The organism is Pseudoalteromonas sp. A25, from assembly GCF_009176705.1.
Taxonomy (GTDB): domain Bacteria; phylum Pseudomonadota; class Gammaproteobacteria; order Enterobacterales; family Alteromonadaceae; genus Pseudoalteromonas.
On sequence record NZ_AP021846.1, the window covers coordinates 2,867,873 to 2,887,577 of the forward strand.

Annotated in this window: 19 protein-coding genes; 17 read left to right on the plus strand and 2 right to left on the minus strand. The window is 43.4% G+C overall.

The window, feature by feature from the left end; translation table 11 throughout:
• Positions 1-52 precede the first annotated feature (52 nt).
• The 14 genes from leuS to GDK41_RS12435 all read left to right on the plus strand — a co-directional run bounded on the left by leuS (position 53) and on the right by GDK41_RS12435 (position 14,121).
• Positions 53-2,641 (plus strand): leucine--tRNA ligase, encoded by a 2,589-nt coding sequence (leuS, locus tag GDK41_RS12370; RefSeq protein ID WP_152086686.1) that lies wholly within the window; start codon positions 53-55, stop codon positions 2,639-2,641.
• A gap of 7 nt (positions 2,642-2,648) precedes the next feature.
• Positions 2,649-3,143 carry an LPS-assembly lipoprotein LptE gene (locus tag GDK41_RS12375; protein WP_152086687.1) on the plus strand — a complete coding sequence of 165 codons (495 nt, stop codon included), beginning with the start codon at positions 2,649-2,651 and terminating at the stop codon, positions 3,141-3,143.
• A complete protein-coding gene (gene holA, locus GDK41_RS12380; RefSeq protein WP_152086688.1) occupies positions 3,143-4,180 on the plus strand; it encodes a DNA polymerase III subunit delta in 1,038 nt (345 codons plus the stop codon). The genes GDK41_RS12375 and holA overlap by 1 nt, the downstream gene beginning before the upstream one ends.
• A gap of 4 nt (positions 4,181-4,184) precedes the next feature.
• Positions 4,185-4,814, plus strand: coding sequence for a nicotinate-nucleotide adenylyltransferase (gene nadD / locus GDK41_RS12385; protein ID WP_152086689.1), 630 nt, complete (start codon positions 4,185-4,187; stop codon positions 4,812-4,814).
• A 55-nt stretch (positions 4,815-4,869) separates the two neighbouring features.
• Positions 4,870-5,187, plus strand: a complete 318-nt coding sequence (rsfS, locus tag GDK41_RS12390) for a ribosome silencing factor (RefSeq protein WP_152086690.1) — start codon at positions 4,870-4,872, stop codon at positions 5,185-5,187.
• 3 nt (positions 5,188-5,190) lie between these two features.
• On the plus strand, positions 5,191-5,661 hold the full coding sequence (gene rlmH / locus GDK41_RS12395) for a 23S rRNA (pseudouridine(1915)-N(3))-methyltransferase RlmH (RefSeq protein ID WP_152086691.1): 471 nt from the start codon (positions 5,191-5,193) through the stop codon (positions 5,659-5,661).
• Between the two features lie 10 nt (positions 5,662-5,671).
• On the plus strand, positions 5,672-7,540 hold the full coding sequence (gene mrdA, locus GDK41_RS12400; RefSeq protein ID WP_152086692.1) for a penicillin-binding protein 2: 1,869 nt from the start codon (positions 5,672-5,674) through the stop codon (positions 7,538-7,540).
• Positions 7,537-8,646, plus strand: a complete 1,110-nt coding sequence (gene rodA / locus GDK41_RS12405) for a rod shape-determining protein RodA (protein WP_152086693.1) — start codon at positions 7,537-7,539, stop codon at positions 8,644-8,646. Before mrdA ends, rodA begins: the two co-directional genes overlap by 4 nt.
• Positions 8,643-9,407 (plus strand): septal ring lytic transglycosylase RlpA family protein, encoded by a 765-nt coding sequence (locus GDK41_RS12410; protein WP_152086694.1) that lies wholly within the window; start codon positions 8,643-8,645, stop codon positions 9,405-9,407. The genes rodA and GDK41_RS12410 overlap by 4 nt, the downstream gene beginning before the upstream one ends.
• Before the next feature lie 46 nt (positions 9,408-9,453).
• A complete protein-coding gene (locus GDK41_RS12415) occupies positions 9,454-10,617 on the plus strand; it encodes a serine hydrolase (RefSeq protein ID WP_152086695.1) in 1,164 nt (387 codons plus the stop codon).
• A gap of 151 nt (positions 10,618-10,768) precedes the next feature.
• Positions 10,769-11,047 carry a DUF493 family protein YbeD gene (ybeD, locus tag GDK41_RS12420; RefSeq protein WP_070987446.1) on the plus strand — a complete coding sequence of 93 codons (279 nt, stop codon included), beginning with the start codon at positions 10,769-10,771 and terminating at the stop codon, positions 11,045-11,047.
• 14 nt (positions 11,048-11,061) lie between these two features.
• Complete coding sequence (gene lipB, locus GDK41_RS12425) at positions 11,062-11,715, plus strand: lipoyl(octanoyl) transferase LipB (RefSeq protein WP_152086696.1); 654 nt, start codon at positions 11,062-11,064, stop codon at positions 11,713-11,715.
• Positions 11,712-12,677, plus strand: coding sequence for a lipoyl synthase (lipA, locus tag GDK41_RS12430; protein ID WP_152086697.1), 966 nt, complete (start codon positions 11,712-11,714; stop codon positions 12,675-12,677). The genes lipB and lipA overlap by 4 nt, the downstream gene beginning before the upstream one ends.
• Positions 12,678-12,915: 238 nt before the next feature.
• A complete protein-coding gene (locus tag GDK41_RS12435) occupies positions 12,916-14,121 on the plus strand; it encodes an aromatic amino acid transport family protein (RefSeq protein ID WP_152086698.1) in 1,206 nt (401 codons plus the stop codon).
• 139 nt (positions 14,122-14,260) lie between these two features.
• Here GDK41_RS12435 and GDK41_RS12440 read toward each other — a convergent pair whose 3' ends face one another.
• Positions 14,261-15,193, minus strand: coding sequence for a flagellar motor protein MotB (locus GDK41_RS12440; RefSeq protein ID WP_152086699.1), 933 nt, complete (start codon positions 15,191-15,193; stop codon positions 14,261-14,263).
• Positions 15,194-15,198: 5 nt separating this feature from the next.
• Entirely contained in the window at positions 15,199-15,966 is a 768-nt protein-coding gene (pomA, locus tag GDK41_RS12445) for a flagellar motor protein PomA (protein ID WP_152086700.1), read from the minus strand.
• Positions 15,967-16,554: 588 nt separating this feature from the next.
• Between pomA and GDK41_RS12450 the strand changes: the two genes are divergently transcribed.
• The 3 genes from GDK41_RS12450 to dxs all read left to right on the plus strand — a co-directional run bounded on the left by GDK41_RS12450 (position 16,555) and on the right by dxs (position 19,668).
• Complete coding sequence (locus GDK41_RS12450; RefSeq protein WP_152086701.1) at positions 16,555-16,797, plus strand: exodeoxyribonuclease VII small subunit; 243 nt, start codon at positions 16,555-16,557, stop codon at positions 16,795-16,797.
• Between the two features lie 3 nt (positions 16,798-16,800).
• Positions 16,801-17,688: a (2E,6E)-farnesyl diphosphate synthase gene (gene ispA / locus GDK41_RS12455; RefSeq protein WP_152086702.1), complete on the plus strand. Its 888-nt coding sequence runs from the start codon at positions 16,801-16,803 to the stop codon at positions 17,686-17,688.
• 120 nt (positions 17,689-17,808) lie between these two features.
• Positions 17,809-19,668 carry a 1-deoxy-D-xylulose-5-phosphate synthase gene (dxs, locus tag GDK41_RS12460; protein ID WP_152086703.1) on the plus strand — a complete coding sequence of 620 codons (1,860 nt, stop codon included), beginning with the start codon at positions 17,809-17,811 and terminating at the stop codon, positions 19,666-19,668.
• The last annotated feature ends 37 nt before the right edge of the window (positions 19,669-19,705 follow it).

Genomic DNA, 19,705 nt, shown 5'->3' on the forward strand with positions numbered 1-19,705 from the left:
GGTATGCTATCGGGCAATTTTCTATCAATTTGCAAGAAGTCTGGAAACGTAGATGCAAGAGCAATATAACCCGCAAGACATTGAGTCAAAAGTCCAACAATATTGGGAAGAGAACAAGACATTTAAAGTCGTCGAAGACGAGAGCAAAGAGAAGTATTACTGTCTCTCAATGTTCCCATATCCAAGTGGTCGTCTGCACATGGGTCACGTTCGTAACTACACCATTGGTGATGTAGTATCACGCTTCCAGCGCTTACAAGGCAAAAACGTAATGCAGCCTATGGGCTGGGATGCGTTCGGTCTTCCAGCTGAAAACGCGGCGATTAAAAACAATACAGCGCCAGCAAAATGGACCTACGAAAACATTGATTACATGCGTAACCAACTAAAGCAACTTGGCTTTGGTTACGATTGGGATCGTGAAATTGCCACCTGTCATCCTGAATACTACAAGTGGGAACAGTGGTTCTTCACTAAGCTTTACGAAAAAGGCTTAGTGTACAAAAAAATGTCTACCGTTAACTGGGACCCTGTTGACCAAACCGTCCTTGCCAACGAGCAGGTAATCGACGGCCGTGGTTGGCGTTCAGGTGCGATTGTAGAGCAAAAAGAAATTCCACAGTGGTTTATTAAAATCACTGACTACGCACAAGAGCTACTTGATGATTTAGACAAGTTAGACGATTGGCCAGAGCAAGTTAAAACCATGCAGCGCAACTGGATTGGCCGCTCTGAAGGTTTAGAAATTGACTTTAAACGTGCTGATAACGGCGAAACCTTCACGGTTTACACTACGCGCCCTGATACCTTTATGGGTGTAACTTACGTCGGTATTGCTGCAGGTCACCCTATTGCCCAAGAAGCGGCTAAGAAAAGTGACGCCATTGCAAGATTCGTTGAAGAGTGCAAAAACACCAAGGTTGCAGAAGCTGACATGGCAACCATGGAGAAAAAAGGCATTGCAACGGGTTTAACTGCTATTCACCCGTTAACGGGTAAAGAAGTACCTATCTGGATAGCCAACTTTGTATTGATGGATTACGGCTCAGGTGCCGTAATGGCAGTACCAGGGCATGACCAACGTGACTTTGAATTTGCAACCGCTTATGGCCTTGAGATTAAGCAAGTTATCGCTCCAGAAGCAGGCTCTGAGCTGATCGCTGATTTAAGCAAAGAAGCTTTCACAGAAAAAGGCGTGTTAATCAACTCTGGTGAGTTCGATGGCCTTAACTTTGAAGCCGCATTTAATGCTATCGCTGACAAACTAGAAGCGCAAAACGCTGGTAAGCGTAAAGTAAACTTCCGCTTACGCGACTGGGGTGTAAGCCGTCAACGCTACTGGGGCTCACCAATCCCAATGCTCAGCGACGAAAATGGTCAAGAGCTTGCTGCAACAGAAGATATGCTGCCAGTACGTCTTCCTGAAGATGTGGTGATGAATGGCGTAACGTCGCCGATTAAAGCAGATCCGCAGTGGGCAAAAACCACGGTAAATGGTCAACCTGCGTTTCATGAAACAGACACTTTCGACACCTTCATGGAATCATCTTGGTATTACGCGCGCTATTGTAGCCCTCGTTACGATGAAGGCATGTTAGAGCCTGGCGCTGCAAACTATTGGCTGCCAGTAAACCAATACATTGGCGGAATTGAGCACGCTATTTTGCACTTATTGTACTCGCGTTTCTTCCACAAGTTATTACGTGACTTTGGGTTAGTGAATTCAGATGAGCCGTTTGAACGTTTGTTATGTCAAGGCATGGTGTTAGCTGAGACCTTCTACCGTAAAGATGAAAAAGGTGGTGATATTTGGATCTCACCAACCGATGTACAGACAGAAACAGACGACAAAGGCCGTGTCACTAAAGCATGGCACAAAGAAGACGGTCAGCCGGTATTCTCATCAGGCATGAGTAAGATGTCTAAGTCAAAGAACAACGGTATCGACCCACAAACAGTTATCAAGCAGTACGGTGCCGACACCGTGCGTTTGTTCATGATGTTCACTGCTCCACCAGAGCAAACACTTGAATGGTCAGACTCTGGCGTAGAGGGCGCACACCGCTTCTTAAAACGTGTTTGGAAATATGCCGTAGATGTTAACACTGCAGGTAAAGCTGAGCTAAATGTTGCTGCGCTAAATAGCAATCAAAAAGCACTACGTCGTGAAATTCACAAAACGATTGCTAAAGTAACGGACGATTTATCACGTCGCCAAACGTTCAATACCGCAATTGCCGCTATCATGGAGCTATCTAACAAGCTAGCTAAAGCACCGCTAACTGATGAGCAAGACATTGCACTTGCCAATGAGGCGCTTAACGCAATCGTCATCATGCTTGCGCCAATTACGCCGCATATGTGTCATGAGCTGTGGACTCAGCTGGGTAACCAAACTGACATTCTTGATGCCGCATGGCCAACAGTTGATGAGGCCGCTCTAGTCGAAGACGAGAAGCTCATTATCGTTCAAGTTAACGGTAAGCTTCGTGCCAAGTTAACGGTCGCAGCCGATGCCAACCAAGAACAAGTAGAAGCGCTGGCGTTTGCTGATGAAAACGTGACTAAATTCACTGACGACAAAACCATTCGTAAAGTGATTTATGTGCCTGGCAAACTACTTAATGTGGTTGCAAACTAAGATGCGCATGAGTGCTCTTATCAAACACAGACTAGCACTTGTGCTGGTCTGTGTTTTGTTATCTAGCTGTGGCTTTCATTTAAAGAAAGCCTCCTATTTGCCTGTAGAAATGCGGACTTTACAGTTAACTGGTGATGATACGCGTGCCCAATTGTATGCACTGTTGAGTAACGACTTACGACAAGCCAAGGTCACCTTGGTCGACCAAGATAAGAACGATAAATCTGTAACGAAGCTGCACCTGTTTCGAGATGCATTAGAAAGACAAACATTAAGCTTATTTAAAAATGGGCAGGTGGCACAGTATCAGCTCTCATACAGTGTGTCGTACCGTTTAACTCGCCCAAATCAAGACCCTGTAGAGCAACGCTTTGAGTTATACCGTAACTATCAAGACGATCCCGACAACGCCCTTGCAAAAGCGAAAGAGCTTGAGTTACTACTAAACGAGCTTCGCCAACTCGCCAGTGAGCGTATTGTTAGAGAGTTATCACAACTGTAATGCGCTATTACGCCAACCAACTGAGTAACCAATTACGCCAATCTCTAGCGCCATTTTATATGGTCTTTGGCGAAGAGCCTTTTCAAGAGAACAACTGCATACAACAAATAAAACAAACAGCAAAAAGGCAAGGCTTTGATGAAGTAATTAAATTTACTTTGCTACCCGGTTTTGATTGGCAAGAATTAATCGCACAATACAACAGTATGTCACTCTTTAGTGCCCGCACGCTGATTGAATTTGATTTAAACCAGCAAAAGCCGGGAACTCAAGGCAGTCAAGTGTTTAAAACACTTACTGAACATCCGAACCCTGACGTTGTATTCATTTTAAAAGGCGCAAAAGCAGGGCAAGATATACAACGCAGTGCTTGGTTTAAAGCACTTGATAAGCTGGGTATATTTGTACCTTGCTATTCCCTATCCGGCGCGCATTTAACCCGCTGGTTGGATGAGCAATGTAAGTCTCTCAAGTTAAATTTGGCCAACGATGCCAAGCGTAGTTTACTCAATGCAACTGAAGGGAACTTACTCGCAACGTTCCAAGAGCTTGAAAAGCTATCCTTGTTATATAAGTCAGAACTCATTGATCAGACTCAAGTACTTACGGGTCTGCTTAATCAGTCAAAGTTCGATATCTTTGACTTAAATAATGCGTTGTTGTTAGGCAATGCAAAGCAGATAGTCAAAATCATACTCAAACTTGCTGATGATAATGTCGAGCCCGCCAGTGTAGTGTGGACTTTAAATAAAGAGGCACAAACTTTATTGAGCTTGAAGCGAGGGTTGCAAGAAGGCCAAAATATAACGCAACTGTTCAAACAACATGGCGTTTGGAAAAACCAACAAGCGGCCACAACACAAGCCATAGATAGGCTGACGCTAGTGCAACTGGAACGTATTATACAGCTATTAGCTCAGTTTGACGTTAGCTATAAAAGAGCCAATATTGTCGCGCCTTATCAAGCATTAGCACATATTGCCCTCTCTTTTTGCCAACCTGTGATGTTCGATCTCCCATACCAGCGTTCAAGTTAAAGATATGATTGCATTATTTGGTGGAACTTTTGACCCGACTCACCTTGGCCATATCAATATGGCTGAGCAGTGTGTTAATGAACTCAACTTAGACAAACTTAATTTTTTGCCTTGCGCAATGCCCGTTCACAAAGCACAGCCAGGAATAACAGACTCTCATCGTCTCGCAATGCTCACGCTTGCGACAAGGCATAACGCCAAATTTTCCATCGACCATAGAGAGTTGCTTAGGCAAGGCCCATCTTATTCGCTATTAAGCTTACAAGAGTGCCGAGCAGCGGCTCCACATACCCCATTGCTCTTTCTGATGGGAATGGATTCGTTTAACAGTTTGCCTAGTTGGTATCAGTGGCAGGATATTATTCAGCTTTGCCATATCGTTGTCTATCAACGACCAGGAGAGACGTTAGCAAGCACACCGCAGATAGCACAGTACTTAGCACAGGCGCGCACCTCTGAACGTGATTTACTGGCACAAAAACAAGGAGGATTATGTTACTTTTTGGCTGGCGATACCTTTGATGCAGCCTCTAGTGATATCCGTAAGCGCATAAAAAATAGAGAAAATACTGAACATTTGCTCGATAATGAAGTCAGAGACTACATTGATGAAAATCACCTGTATGCTGAATAAGCCTTAGCGCTGTGTTAGAATCGCCGATTATTTTATTTAGTGAAGAGATACAAACTTGAATTCTGAACAACTTTTAGACTTTGCTTTGGACAAAGTTGACGATATGAAGGCCCGCGATGTAGTGAAACTTGACGTGCGTGATGTATCTTCAGTAACCGATTACTTGGTGATTTGCTCTGGTAACTCTAAGCGTCATGTCCAGTCAATTGCAGAGCATGTTGCAAAAGAGGCACGCCATGCTGGTGAAGAACCACTGGGTCAAGAAGGACAAGATGTTGGTGAGTGGGTGTTAGTAGATTTAGGTGATGTGGTAGTACACGTTATGCAAGATCAAACTCGCGATCTATACGACCTAGAAAAGCTTTGGGGCTAAGGTTTGAAAATTCAACTAGTTGCTGTTGGAACCAAAATGCCAGCTTGGGTCGAAACTGGTTTCAAAGAGTATCAACGCCGATTTCCAAAGGATATGCCGTTAGAACTCATTGAAATCCCCGCAGGCAAACGCGGTAAAAATGCTGATATAAAAAGGATTTTACAAATTGAAGGCGAAAAAACGTTAGCTGCAATTCCCAAGGGAAACCGCGTAGTGACTTTAGAAGTAACCGGAAAACCGTGGGATACGCACCAATTAGCCAATAATATGCAAAAGTGGCAATTAGATGGCCGCGATATCAGTTTATTAATTGGTGGCCCAGAGGGGTTAGCACCTGAATGTATTGCTGCCTCAGAGCAAAAGTGGTCTTTATCGAATTTAACACTACCTCACCCACTAGTACGTATTATTGTTGCAGAGAGCCTCTACCGTGGCTGGAGCCTAAACAACAATCATCCTTACCACAGAGAATAGTTATTTTACAATGATAAAAACAAGGCCAACGATCCGCGACCACTCCGCCGAAGCAAATTTATTTGCCCGTCGCGCTTTCATTGGCTTTGTTTTTGTTGTTTCTCTTATCGGTCTTTTGATATTAAATGTATACAACTTGCAAGTTGTGGACTTTGATACCTACAAAACACGCTCTAATGATAACCGTATCAAGGTGATCCCTGTTGCCCCAAACCGTGGACTGATCTACGACCGAAATGGGGTATTACTGGCTGAGAATCGGCCTGTTTATAATTTGGAAGTCGTTCCGGAAGACGTTGATAACCTAGATAAAAGCCTACAAGAGCTCAGTAAATTGCTTCCCATATCAGAGCAACAAATTGCTGATTTTAAAGAAGACATACGGCACAATCGGCGCTTCAAAAGTCAGGTATTAAAATCCCGTCTTAATGAAACAGAGGTTGCCACTTTTTCAGTCAATCAACACAAATTTCCTGGGTTTAGCATCGAAGCTCGCTTATCTCGCTATTATCCATACGGTGACACACTTACTCATGCTTTAGGGTATGTGGCGAAATTAAATCAACAGGAACTTGATGAGCTGGAGCGACAAAATCGTGCTACTAACTATCGCGCGACACATGATATTGGTAAATTAGGCATAGAAAAGTACTACGAACAACAACTACACGGAACAGTTGGGTCGCAGCGTGTTGAAGTAAACAACCGTGGCAGAGTACTTCGCACATTGAGTGTTGAACCCCCAACTCCCGGCCAAGATTTAGTCCTCACTTTAGACATTGGATTGCAACAAATTGCTCAGCATGCTCTTAAAGATACACGAGGAGCCGTTATTGCGATCGATCCTAAAGATGGCGGCATACTCGCGCTCTATTCGAACCCCAGTTATGACCCAAACTTATTCGTACACGGCATTAGCTCGCAGGACTACAAAAAACTGTTAAATGAAGATAGACCATTGATTAATCGAGTGACACAAGGCCGTTACCCGCCAGCTTCAACAATAAAACCACACTTAGCAATTCTAGGGCTAGAAGAGGGCATCGTCACCGAAGAGACAAAAATTAAAGACCCAGGCTTTTTCCAAATTCCCAATGTCGATCACAGGTGGCGAGATCACGTCAGTTGGGGCCATGGCCTTGTCGATGTATATACCGCAATTGAAGAGTCTTGCGACACCTACTTTTACCGAATCGCCTATAAACTAGGGATTAGCAAAATTGCTAACTTTATGGACCAATTTGGCTTTGGTGATTTATCCGGTATTGATATTCATGAAGAGACAACCGCCATATTACCAACGGTAGAGTGGAAACGCGCACGATTTAGAGAAAACTGGTGGCCAGGTGATACCATCTCTGTCGGTATTGGTCAGGGTTACTGGACCGCAACGCCAATTCAAATTGCAAATTCAGTGAGTATTTTGGTAAATAGAGGCGCACACCGCCAGCCCCATTTAGTGCAAGTAGCCAAACAAGAAGAAGCCGTTACGCAGCTATTTACAGAAGAAAAACCGCCAGTCACGCTTAAAAACCCTCATCATTGGAAAATTGCATTAGATGCGATGCACAATACCGTACTTCGAGGAACCGCGCGTAGAGCTTTTAAGGGCGCAACCTATGACCCAGCAGGTAAAACAGGGACCGCACAAGTCGTGAGTATTGCTCAAGACCAAGAATATGATGCAAAAAATATGAAGGAACGTCATCGAGATAACGCGGTATATACAGGCTTTGCCCCTTTTGACGACCCACGAATCGTAGTAGCGATTGTGGTTGAGAACCAAAAAGCAGGTGGCGGTGCAATCGCCGCTCCTATTGCTAGGCAAATAATGGATTACTACTTCTCTGCCTACCCGCTAGACACGGAGACGCCATGACCCCGTTGCACAATAAACGTACCATTTGGCAAAAAGTCCACTTAGATTGGCCATTGTTATTAGCATTGACGCTAATGATGTTAGGTAGTTTAACGGTTGTATATAGTGCCAGTGGCCAAGATATGGGAATGATGATCCGTCACAGCACCCGTATGGCGGGCGCTATCATCGCTATGTTGTTTATGGCGCAACTCTCCCCTAGTACCTTAAAACGCATTGTAATTCCGATGTACCTAGTTGGCTTGGGTATGTTGGTTGCCGTACTCTTTGTTGGTGTTAGCAGTAAAGGCGCCCAACGCTGGCTCGACTTAGGTATTACGCGTTTTCAACCCTCAGAGATCATGAAAATCGCCGTACCTATGATGGTTGCATGGTATATTGGCCAACACCGCCTTCCACCTTCAATTTGGAATTTGATTGTTGGCTTTACGATTGTTTTAATACCAACGATATTAATTAAAGAGCAACCAGATTTGGGCACATCAATTTTGATCGCAAGTTCAGGCATTTTCGTGCTTTTTCTCTGTGGCTTAAGTTGGAAGCTTATTGGTATGTTTGCGCTGCTCGCAGGCCCAGCAGGCCTCGCATTTTGGCATTATGGTATGCATGCCTATCAAAAACAGCGCGTACTTACCTTTTTAAACCCTGAAAGCGACCCGCTCGGCTCAGGCTATCATATTATTCAGTCAAAAATCGCTATTGGCTCCGGAGGAGTGGAAGGTAAAGGTTTTCTGCAAGGCACCCAATCCCAACTTGAGTTTCTTCCCGAACGGCACACCGATTTCATTTTTTCTGTGCTAAGTGAAGAGTTCGGTTTATTTGGCGTAGTAATGCTGTTAAGTGTTTACTTATTTATCATCGGGCGCGGTTTATATATTGCAGTAAACGCGCAAGACGCATTTAGCAAACTGCTAGCCGGAGCGCTGACCTTAACCTTTTTTGTCTATGTTTTTGTCAATATTGGAATGGTTTCTGGATTACTGCCCGTAGTGGGTGTTCCTTTACCGCTCATCAGTTATGGCGGTACATCGATGGTGACCTTGATGGCGGGATTTGGCATTATTATGGCTATCGCAACAGATAAGAGGATGCTATTGAAATCATGAACAAAGCGCAAATAAAAATCAGTTTGTGTTTTCTTTTGATAACACTAATTAGCGCTTGTAGTAGCCGTTATCACATCAAACATGACAAAGCCCCTCTTCGGGCCCCGACCGAGCTTGAAATGCAAGATGCGGTGATCACGAATGAGGCCAAAAGTGTCGCGGCAGGACGCCCTTATGTGGTGTTAGGAAGAAAGTATACCCCTATGTCTGATGAGCAAGGCTATACAGAGCAAGGTATCGCCTCTTGGTACGGCAGAAAGTTTCATGGCTATCACACCTCTAACGGTGAAATATTTAACATGTTTGATATGACCGCGGCTCATAAAACCTTGCCATTGCCTAGTTTTGTCAAGGTTACGAATCTAGATAACGGCAAAAGCGCCATTGTACGTGTTAATGACCGAGGTCCTTTTCACGATGACAGATTGATCGACCTCTCTTACGCCGCAGCATACAAATTGGGATACCACCTCAATGGTACAGCCAATGTTAAGGTTGAAGCCATTACCCTTGAACGCCAAGCGCCCCGCTTAACTTACATTCAAGTAGCTGCAGGCAGCCAATTAGATAAAATTCAAGAGATAGCTAACTCATTAAAACAAAAGATGACCCTTGATAACGTCATCACTTTAGAAAATGGACTATACAAGTTGCGTTTAGGGCCTATGCAAGGTGACAAACACGCACAATCGGTCTTAAATAGCTTACGAAAAGGTGAATTTACTCAAGCCTTCTTGCTTTATAGTGAACAACAACTTTAGAATATTGCGGTGACGCTGACTAACCAAACATGAAATTGCGAGCATAATGACTTTATTAAAATCAAAAATTATTACTCAAATTTGCGGCCTTGTGTGTTCTGCTTCTATTTTTGCAGCCAACGCGCAAATTCTGCCCTCTCCTCCTCAAGTAAACGCCAAAGGTTATTTTTTAGTTGATTTTACGACTGGCAAAGTCATTGCTGAAGGTGAAGCTGATACCAAACTTGCCCCAGCTAGCTTAACTAAAATGATGACCAGCTACGTCATTGGTACCGAAATAAACGCAGGTAATATTTCTCCTAGTGATATGGTCACAATTAGTGAGAAAGCGTGGGCAAAGAACTTTCCAGAATCATCAAAAATGTTTATTGAAGTAGGTAAGCAAGTAAGTGTTGATGATTTAAACCGCGGTATTATTATCCAATCGGGTAATGACGCTTGCGTTGCTATGGCTGAGCACATAGCTGGTAGCGAGAGTGCGTTTGCAGATCTCATGAATGCTCACGCAGAAAAACTGGGCATGAGCAACACCCACTTTATCAACAGCCATGGCTTGGATACAGACGAGCACTACACCACACCTCGAGATATGGCAACACTTGGCGCGGCACTAATTCGTGACGTGCCTGATGAGTATGAGCTGTATAAAGAAAAGTCTTTTACCTTCAATGGTATAAAGCAATATAACCGCAACACACTGCTATGGGACGCAAGCCTAGATGTTGACGGAATTAAAACAGGCCACACCTCAGAAGCGGGTTATAGCCTAGTCACATCAGCAACAAAAGACGACATGCGTCTGATTGCTGTTGTTATGGGTACTGCCAGTGAGCGTGCGCGTAAGGTTGAAAGCAAAAAGTTACTCAATTATGGCTTTAGATTTTTTGAAACAATCACGCCTTACAAAGCCGGTGATAGCTTTGTAGATCAACGTATTTGGATGGGTAACAAAGAAACGGTGTCACTCGGTATTTTACAAGATACGCCTATTACCATTCCACGTGGACAACGCAAAAATCTTAAAGCAAACTTTGAGCTAGATAAAACGCTTGAAGCTCCCCTAGCCAAAGGCACTAAGGTAGGCACTTTATTTTTACAACTGGAAGGCGAAGAAATCGCACAATATCCACTTGTAACACTTGAAGAAGTTGGTGAAGGAAGCTTTTTCTCGAAGATTTACGACTATCTACGTTTACAGATCGCGCAATAATCCAAAAATCAGAAATGAACGCCTCCAATGTGAGGCGTTTTTTTTTGCCGTAAAAATGGTAGAATGCCGCCATTATTTTCGGTTAGTAACCATAAACCGATTTGTTGAACTTGCAAGCTAGCAAGATAGTTCCAGTAGTGAGGACACCGTTGTGGTAAAGCCAGTAAAAAATACTAAGTTTGATGAATACTTAGAATTCCCATGCCCGTTCACCTTTAAAATTATGGGTGTTGCAAACGTGAACCTTACGGACCAAGTATTAACCAAACTGCAAGCAATCGCACCTGGTGATTATGCACCAAAAGTGAAGCCCAGCAGTAAAGGCACCTATGAGTCTATTACTGTGGTGGCCACAGTGACATCAAAAGAGCATATTGAACAAATCTATACTGAAATTGGCTCGTTAGAAGACGTACGTTACGTACTTTAATGGACATATCGACTATGAGTCAGCATAAAGTGATCGTGCGCCAACTTGGCCGACGTAGCTATGAACCTATTTGGCAAAAAATGCAAGCATATACCGATCAGCGTGATGACAGCAGTGCTGACGAAATCTGGCTGGTTGAGCATGAGAGTGTCTTTACCCAAGGCCAAGCAGGAAAAGATGAGCATTTACTTGCCCCTGGTGATATTCCCGTGATCAAAGTCGATCGAGGTGGTCAAGTGACCTATCATGGCCCTGGGCAGCAAATGATGTATGTCCTGTTCAACTTGCGTCGTTTGAAAATCGGTGTTCGTGAATTGGTCACCTGGTTAGAACAGTGCATCATAGACTTTTTGGCAGAACATAACATCACAGCATACGCAAAAGCCGATGCACCAGGCGTATATGTTGATAATAGCAAAATTGCCTCTTTAGGACTGAGAGTTCGACGAGGTTGCTCTTTTCATGGCTTAGCACTCAATGTCGATATGGACATGTCGCCATTTTTAAGAATTAATCCGTGCGGCTATGCCGGCATGAATATGGTGCAAACAAGCGAATTAAATGGCCCAGCCTCTATGGAAAAAGTAGGCAATGGGCTCGTCAAACACATGCTAAAGCGACTTAATGCTGAAGTTGTAGAGCACACACAAGGGTTTGAAAACGAATGAGTAAACCAGTAAAAATGGAGCCTGGGGTAAAGCTTCGCGATGCTGAAAAAATGGCATTGATCCCCGTAAAAGTACTCCCCACTGAACGACAAGAAATGCTACGCAAACCTGATTGGTTGAAGATCCGTTTACCAAAATCAAGTGAGCGCATTGATGGTATTAAACAAGCCATGCGTAAGCATGGTTTACATTCAGTATGTGAAGAGGCATCTTGTCCAAACCTATCTGAATGCTTTAACCATGGTACTGCCACATTCATGATCTTAGGGGCAATTTGTACCCGACGCTGCCCATTTTGTGACGTTGCCCACGGCCGTCCACTGAAGCCCGATGCTGAAGAACCAGAAAAGCTAGCACTGACGATTAAAGATATGAAGTTAAGCTACGTGGTCATTACTTCAGTAGATAGAGATGATTTACGAGATGGCGGTGCGCAACACTTTGCCGACTGTATAACAGCCATTCGTAAACATAACCCAGATATCACAATAGAGATTTTAGTGCCTGATTTTCGTGGTCGAATGGAACGTGCACTCGAGATATTAACCGAGACACCACCGGATGTATTTAACCACAACCTAGAAACAGCGCCACGTTTATATAAACTGGCACGTCCTGGCGCCGACTATAAGTGGTCATTAGAGTTATTACGCCGCTTCAAAGAGGCTCACCCTAATGTTAAGACCAAATCAGGCTTGATGGTTGGTCTGGGTGAAGAAATGTCAGAAATCGAAGAAGTACTTAGAGACTTGCGCGCGCATAACGTTGATATGTTAACGGTCGGTCAATACTTACAACCATCTAAACACCACTTACCAGTTAAACGCTATGTGCCGCCGGTGGAGTTTGATGCATTAAAAGAATATGCAGATAACATTGGTTTTACACACGCGGCATGTGGTCCTTTCGTTCGCTCAAGTTACCATGCAGATCAGCAAGCTGCTGGTAAAGAAGTAAAATAACACTGTTAAAAAAGCGCCTTTCAGGCGCTTTTTTTATGCCAAACACATCTCATTACCTCTGTCATTTAAGATCAGGTAAGACCATTATCAAGCACATAATTTGCTACATTCCGTACCTGAATGACAAACTCGTAAAACATAGATTACAATCCTTAACATTGATTTATGGCAAAACTATTTCATTTTTTTATCGACCAGTATATCTTGCTGGACTCTCTCACAAATAAAGGGGCAATTTGTGCTTAAAAATAAAACGCTGGGGAGTATGCTGATCGTCGCAGGTACGACCATAGGTGCAGGTATGTTAGCGCTACCTATTGCATCTGCCGGCCTTGGCTTTACCACAGCTTTGATACTCATTTTGCTGTCATGGCTGCTGATGACCTATACCGCGCTATTGATGCTTGAGCTGCACCAATACGCCAGTGCTGATGCAACACTTAATACCTTGGCTAAATCAATTTTAGGCAAACGGGGGCAGTATGTTGCAAATTTTGCAATGGTCTTTTTGTTCTACGCCTTATGTGCAGCTTATATTGCAGGGGGAGGGGCACAGTTACAAGAAAAAATCAGCAATTTACTTGGCATCGAAGTAGCCCCTCAGGCTGGCTCAATTTTACTGGCCATTGTGGTTGCCTGTGTCGTAACAGCAGGCACTGGTACTGTAGATAAACTCAATAAAATGCTCTTTGCAATTAAAATTACCGTACTTGCCAGCTTGTTTTTTGTATTGAGTCCTTATGTTCACGGGCAACACTTACTCGATATGCCAATTCAACAAGGGCTCGTGCTATCTGCAATTCCCGTTATTTTCACTTCTTTTGGGTTTCATGGCTCAATTCCTTCTATCGTAAAATACGTTGGCTTAGATATTAAATCGCTACGCAGAGTCATGATGTTTGGCGCAGCACTGCCGCTGGTTATTTATGTATTTTGGCAATTGCTCAGCCAAGGCGTTATGAGTCAGCAAAGCTTGATGCAAAGTGAAGGTTTATCAGGCTTCGTCAGCAATATTTCTAGCATTGCACACAATCCTCATATCAGCACATTTGTTACTGTTTTTGCTGACTTGGCCTTAGCCACCTCATTTCTAGGAGTAAGCTTAGGTTTATTTGATTTTTTTGCTGACGCTTTCAAAAAAGGCAATGGCAAACTAGATCGCAGTAAAACAGCACTCATTACCTTTTTGCCACCACTTGGGTTTGCCCTGTTTTACCCTAAAGGTTTTATTATGGCATTAGGTTATGCAGCAATCGCACTGGTAGTGTTGGCTATATTTCTGCCTGTAGCGATGGTTTGGTCGCAGCGCCGCCAAGGTCTTCAAAGTGAAGGCTATCAAGTGCGTGGTGGATCACTTGGGTTAGGTGTCGCCGCATTATGTGGCATATTGATTATCGCCGCACAGGGGCTGCAAATGCTAGGGCTCATTCCTTCTTTAGGTTAAATAACCTCAGCACTGAGTGAGCAAATATTCTCACTTGTGGCGTTAAAGTGTACGTATCGAAAGTTTATAAGTTCGATGGTGCTTAGATATAAAAAAACCCCTGTAATTGGCTAGTCCAACCATCAGGGGTTACTTCAATTTAGTTCTGTCCTGAGACTTCGATTGGATCTGACTCTTTTGGTTTACCTTGTAAAATAGAGATCTCCACTCGCCTGTTACGTCTTCTATCCGCATTGCTTTCATTGGGAACCAGTGGTCTTGTATCAGCATGCCCTACAACTACTAAACGATTTTTATCAAAGCCCGACGCTTTAACCATTTCACTGGCAACTGCAACCGCTCGTGTGGCCGATAAGTCCCAGTTATTGCTATATAACTCGTTACTTACTTGAAAGTCATCAGTGTGCCCTGACACCGTTATTTCTCCGGGTACATCTTTGAGTAAATCTGCAATCTCTAAAATAGTAGGCGTAAATTTGGGTTGTAAAAAAGCACTCCCCGATGGAAAGGCGCCATTTTCTTGAATTCGTATGATAATTTGCTGACCCAGAGACTCGAGCTCTATTGCTCCGTCCATAATCTGCTTTTCTAATTGCTGTGCTATTTTCTTTACAAGCTCATTCACTTGCTCTTGTTCTGCAGCTGATACAGCTTGTGTCATTGCCTGCTCTTGCGAAGTACTTTGTGATTCACCACCGCGTTTATTTCCACGCTGCTCCTGCCTGCCCCCAGCAGAACTCTCTTCACCAGCTTGAAACTCTAGCATTTGCTGAGTCATTTCTACAGTTTGTTGCTGTATCGTTTCAATTGGCGTCGGTTCGGGTTTACCAGGGGTAAACTCCATCGCAATAACACTGGTCCCCTTTGGAATATCTTTTACTTCTATTTTGTTTTGTACACCAAATGCAAACTTCATCGAGCCCGCAATTTGTTTGAATTTCAAAACGTCCATTTCCGAAAATGCTAAAAGCAGAACGAAAAAGCACATCAGCAAAGACATTAGATCTGCAAATGTTCCCATCCAAGCAGGTAGCCCAGGAGGAGGACATTTACACTCTTTTTCGTCAGACATCTGCGCTATTCCTCTTTCTCTTGCGAACGTTTTGACTCTGCAAGGTAGTTTTTCAAAATACCTTCGATGACTTTCGGGTTCTGTCCATCTTGAATGCCAAGAATTGCATCGAGGATAAGCCTTTGATTTAACTCCTCTTCATCCCGTCTTAATTCAAGTTTAGCCTGAATAGGAATAGCCACAACGTTTGCTAAAAAGGCACCATAGAGCGTCGTTAACAAAGCCACCGCCATGGCTGGACCGATAGCCTTTGGGTCATCCATGTTTGATAGCATTGCAACCAAACCAATTAGAGTACCAATCATACCCATCGCAGGTGCGATGTCGCCGAGTTTTTTAAACAAAGACGCCCCTTCATCGTGGCGGTTTGTTGTTAAAGAAATGTCTTTTTGCAAAGTAGCACGCACAACATCAGCATCGTGACCGTCAACCAGCATATCGACTCCTTTACGCATAAAGGAGTTAGGTATTTCCGCCTCTTCTAGTGCCAAAAATCCACCTTTACGCGCCGAATCAGCCAATTCAACCGCTTTTTCTATTAATTCCTCTGGCGTTTCGATTTTAAACATAAACGCTTTGCCCACCACTTTACCAATGGCGAAAAACTTTGGCATGCTAAAGTTAGCCAAAACGATAAAGAGTGAACCACCGAAAACGATTACACCAGAAGCAGCATCGGCAAACATAATTATTTCACCGTCACTACTCATGAACATGGACATCACAATCAGGCCTATTGCGCCTAGGATCCCAATAACGGTTGCTAAATCCACATATCCTCCAGAGAGTTTGATCTATTCTAATTCTTGCCCAAGCGACTCATGCAGATAAGGCATACAAAAGGCGTACCATAAATTATTGAACATAAAACAATACTTATGGCCCATTTTTAACTATCGGCAAGCTACTGAATATCTTAAATCAATTATATTAAAAAGCACTAAATTTGCGAGCAGCATTAGTTCACTTATCACAGCCAGATGCTTTAATAGTATAGTAAAAGCACGCGACAAACTTTGACCTTACCCCTTATTGCCCCTAAAATTGGCCTTTTAAAATTTAGGGCGAAGCACTTTTTGCATGAATGTGTGTCTATTCATGGAACTATTATCAATAGTTTACCAAGTAAAACCACACACATCTAAAAGTAGCTCCAACTCATATAAAAATTGCGAACAAGTATTTTTAAATAGAGTTTGTTCACATCCCTAAGGGGCTGTTGAGTTTTAGCGTCAACACATACACAATGACTATGCTTCGCAGGCTAAGTATTGCTAAAATACTCACCCTGCTGCCACATTCAGTAGATGACAATCCGTCCTAAATAATGGCAAAAATCAGCTAGAAAAAGAGACAAAATCATGGCAACAAAAAAACCAGACAATCTGAGTTTTGAAGAAGCAATGGCAGAGCTAGAAGGGATCGTTCAGTCGATGGAGCAAGGCACATTGACTTTAGAGCAATCTTTAAAGCAGTTTGAAAGAGGCATTGCACTTGCAAACTCATCTAGTAATAAGCTTCAACAAGCCGAGCAAAAAGTGTCTATTCTGATGGCTAATGACAGCCAAAGTTCTGCGCTCCCATTTCAAGGTGATGTGGAATAAATTGTGGAATTAAAAGAAAAATTACATCTAACTCAAGTGCGCGTTGCGGATACTATTGCTAATTACTTTTCACGCTCTCTCGATACTGATGAGACCATTAAAGAAGCAACTTACTACAGTATTAATAACGGTGGTAAGCGATTACGGCCTTTTCTAGTCTATGCAACAGGTCAGATGCTAGGCGCTAAAATAGAGGACCTTGATATCGCCGCAGCCGCTATAGAGTGCGTGCATAGTTACTCTTTGGTACATGACGACTTACCAGCTATGGATGACGATGAATTGCGTCGAGGCAAGCCCACCTGTCACATTGCGTTTAATGAGGCGCAAGCCATCTTAGCGGGAGATGCATTACAAACAATCGCCTTTGAGTTACTTAGTGGACATACCTTTAAAGTACCAATGACTCAACAAATGACTATGCTCAATACCTTAGCTAAAGCATCTGGAATTGAAGGCATGATTGGCGGTCAGGCGCTTGACCTTGCTGCGACAAATAAAGTAGTAACATTAGATGAGCTTGAACGAATTCATAAGCTAAAAACCGGCGCTTTGTTAAAAGCCTCTATTGAGCTTGGAGCGCTATGTGCAATCAATGTTAAAAGCTCAACGCATGACGCGCTCAAACGTTACGCTGAATATATTGGCCTTGCTTTTCAAGTTCAGGACGATATTTTGGATATTGAAGGCGATACGCAATCACTGGGTAAACCGCAAGGCTCAGACATTGAAAACAATAAATCGACTTACCCTGCACTACTTGGCTTAGAGGGTGCAAAGAGTAAAGCTCGAACGCTAATCAGCGAAGCAATTGCCGCACTTGCTGAAATAGACGAAGATACTTCTGTTTTAGCTGATTTAGCCCAATACATTATTGAAAGAGATTATTAAGCAACGCCTATTGAGCGCTGTTCATGACAAATTAATGGCTAATTTGTATAAATAAATAAAACTAACAGCAGCCTTTGTATATAATTGTGCGAAGTTTGCGTAGGACACATAATTAATACCATGAAATTGGATAGTAGCAAGTACCCCTTATTGGCGTTGGCTGACGAACCAGCGCAACTGCGGACAATACCGCAGCACAAACTTACCACACTCAGCAATGAGCTCAGAGAGTATTTATTAAACTCGGTGTCACAAAGTAGTGGCCATTTTGCATCAGGTTTAGGCACAGTTGAGTTGACCGTTGCACTTCACTACGTTTATAACACCCCCGAAGACAGACTGATCTGGGATGTAGGACATCAGGCTTATCCGCACAAGATTTTAACTGGCAGACGTGAGCAAATTCATACTATACGTCAAAAAGACGGATTACATCCTTTTCCTTACCGTGAAGAAAGTGAGTATGACACTTTTAGTGTTGGGCACTCGAGTACGTCTATTTCTGCAGCTCTAGGGATGTCTATCGCTGCGCAAAAAGAAGGTAAAGGCAGAAAAACAGTTGCTGTAATCGGCGACGGTGCGATTACGGCTGGCATGGCGTTCGAAGCAATGAACCACGCGGGCGATGTAAAGTCAGATATGCTGATAATATTAAACGATAATGAGATGTCGATCTCTGAAAACGTCGGCGCACTGAACAATCACTTTGCACGTATTTTATCTGGTAGCTTTTACACCAACATCCGTGAAGGGAGTAAACGTTTGCTATCAGGCGTTCCGCCAGTAAAAGAGCTTGCCAGTAGAATGGAAGAGCATTTAAAAGGGATGGTGATCCCCGGTACATTCTTTGAGGAGTTAGGCCTTAACTACATTGGCCCTATTGATGGCCATGATGTAAATATGCTGGTCGATACACTGCGTAATATGCGTAACCTAAAGGGCCCTCAACTGCTGCACATCAAAACACAAAAAGGCAAAGGCTACAAACCTGCTGAAGCAGACCCTATTGGCTACCACGCCGTACCAAAGTTTGACCCGAGCATTCATAGCCTACCAAAATCAAAACCGAGCGCCCCAACTTTCTCTAAAGTATTTGGCGATTGGTTATGCGACCAAGCGCAAGCCGATAAAAACTTAATGGCTATCACGCCCGCCATGCGTGAAGGCTCTGGCATGGTGAGGTTTTCAAAAGAATTCCCACAGCAGTATTTTGATGTTGCAATCGCAGAGCAGCATGCAGTGACACTTGCCGCAGGTTTTGCTTGTGAAGGATTAAAGCCCGTTGTGGCAATCTATTCAAGTTTTTTACAACGCGCATATGACCAATTGATCCATGATGTCGCACTGCAAAACTTGCCTGTCTTATTTGCTATCGACAGAGCGGGAGTCGTGGGAGCGGATGGCGAAACTCACCAAGGTGCTTACGATTTGAGCTTTATGCGTTGCATTCCAAATATGGTCATCATGGCGCCCAGCGACACCAATGAGTGTCGCCAAATGCTGCATACAGGTTACCTTCATCAAGGTCCAGCTGCCGTGCGTTATCCTCGCGGAAGTGCGGGGGATGCAAGTATCGAATTAGCAATGCAACCTATTGCAATAGGTAAAGGTAAAATAGTTAGAGAGGGCAAAAGGCTCGCAATCCTCAACTTTGGTACTTTGTTGCATAATGCCAAACTGGCCGCCGAGCAATGTGATGCCACGTTGGTCGATATGCGTTTCGTAAAGCCGCTTGATGGCGCTTTGCTAAAAGATTTACTTACCACTCATGAGCACATTGTCACTATTGAGGATAATGCTATTGCAGGTGGCGCAGGCAGCGCAGTGGCAGAGTTTTATGCAAGTATTGGTGAAACGATAAAAATGACGCATTTAGGGCTACCAGATGAATTTATAAAACACGGTACTCAAGAGCAAGTCCATGCTGAACTCGGACTAGATGAACAAAGCATCTTGAAAAAAGTTCAAGAAATTCTATAAAAAAGGAGCATATGCTCCTTTTTTTGTACATGAGGTT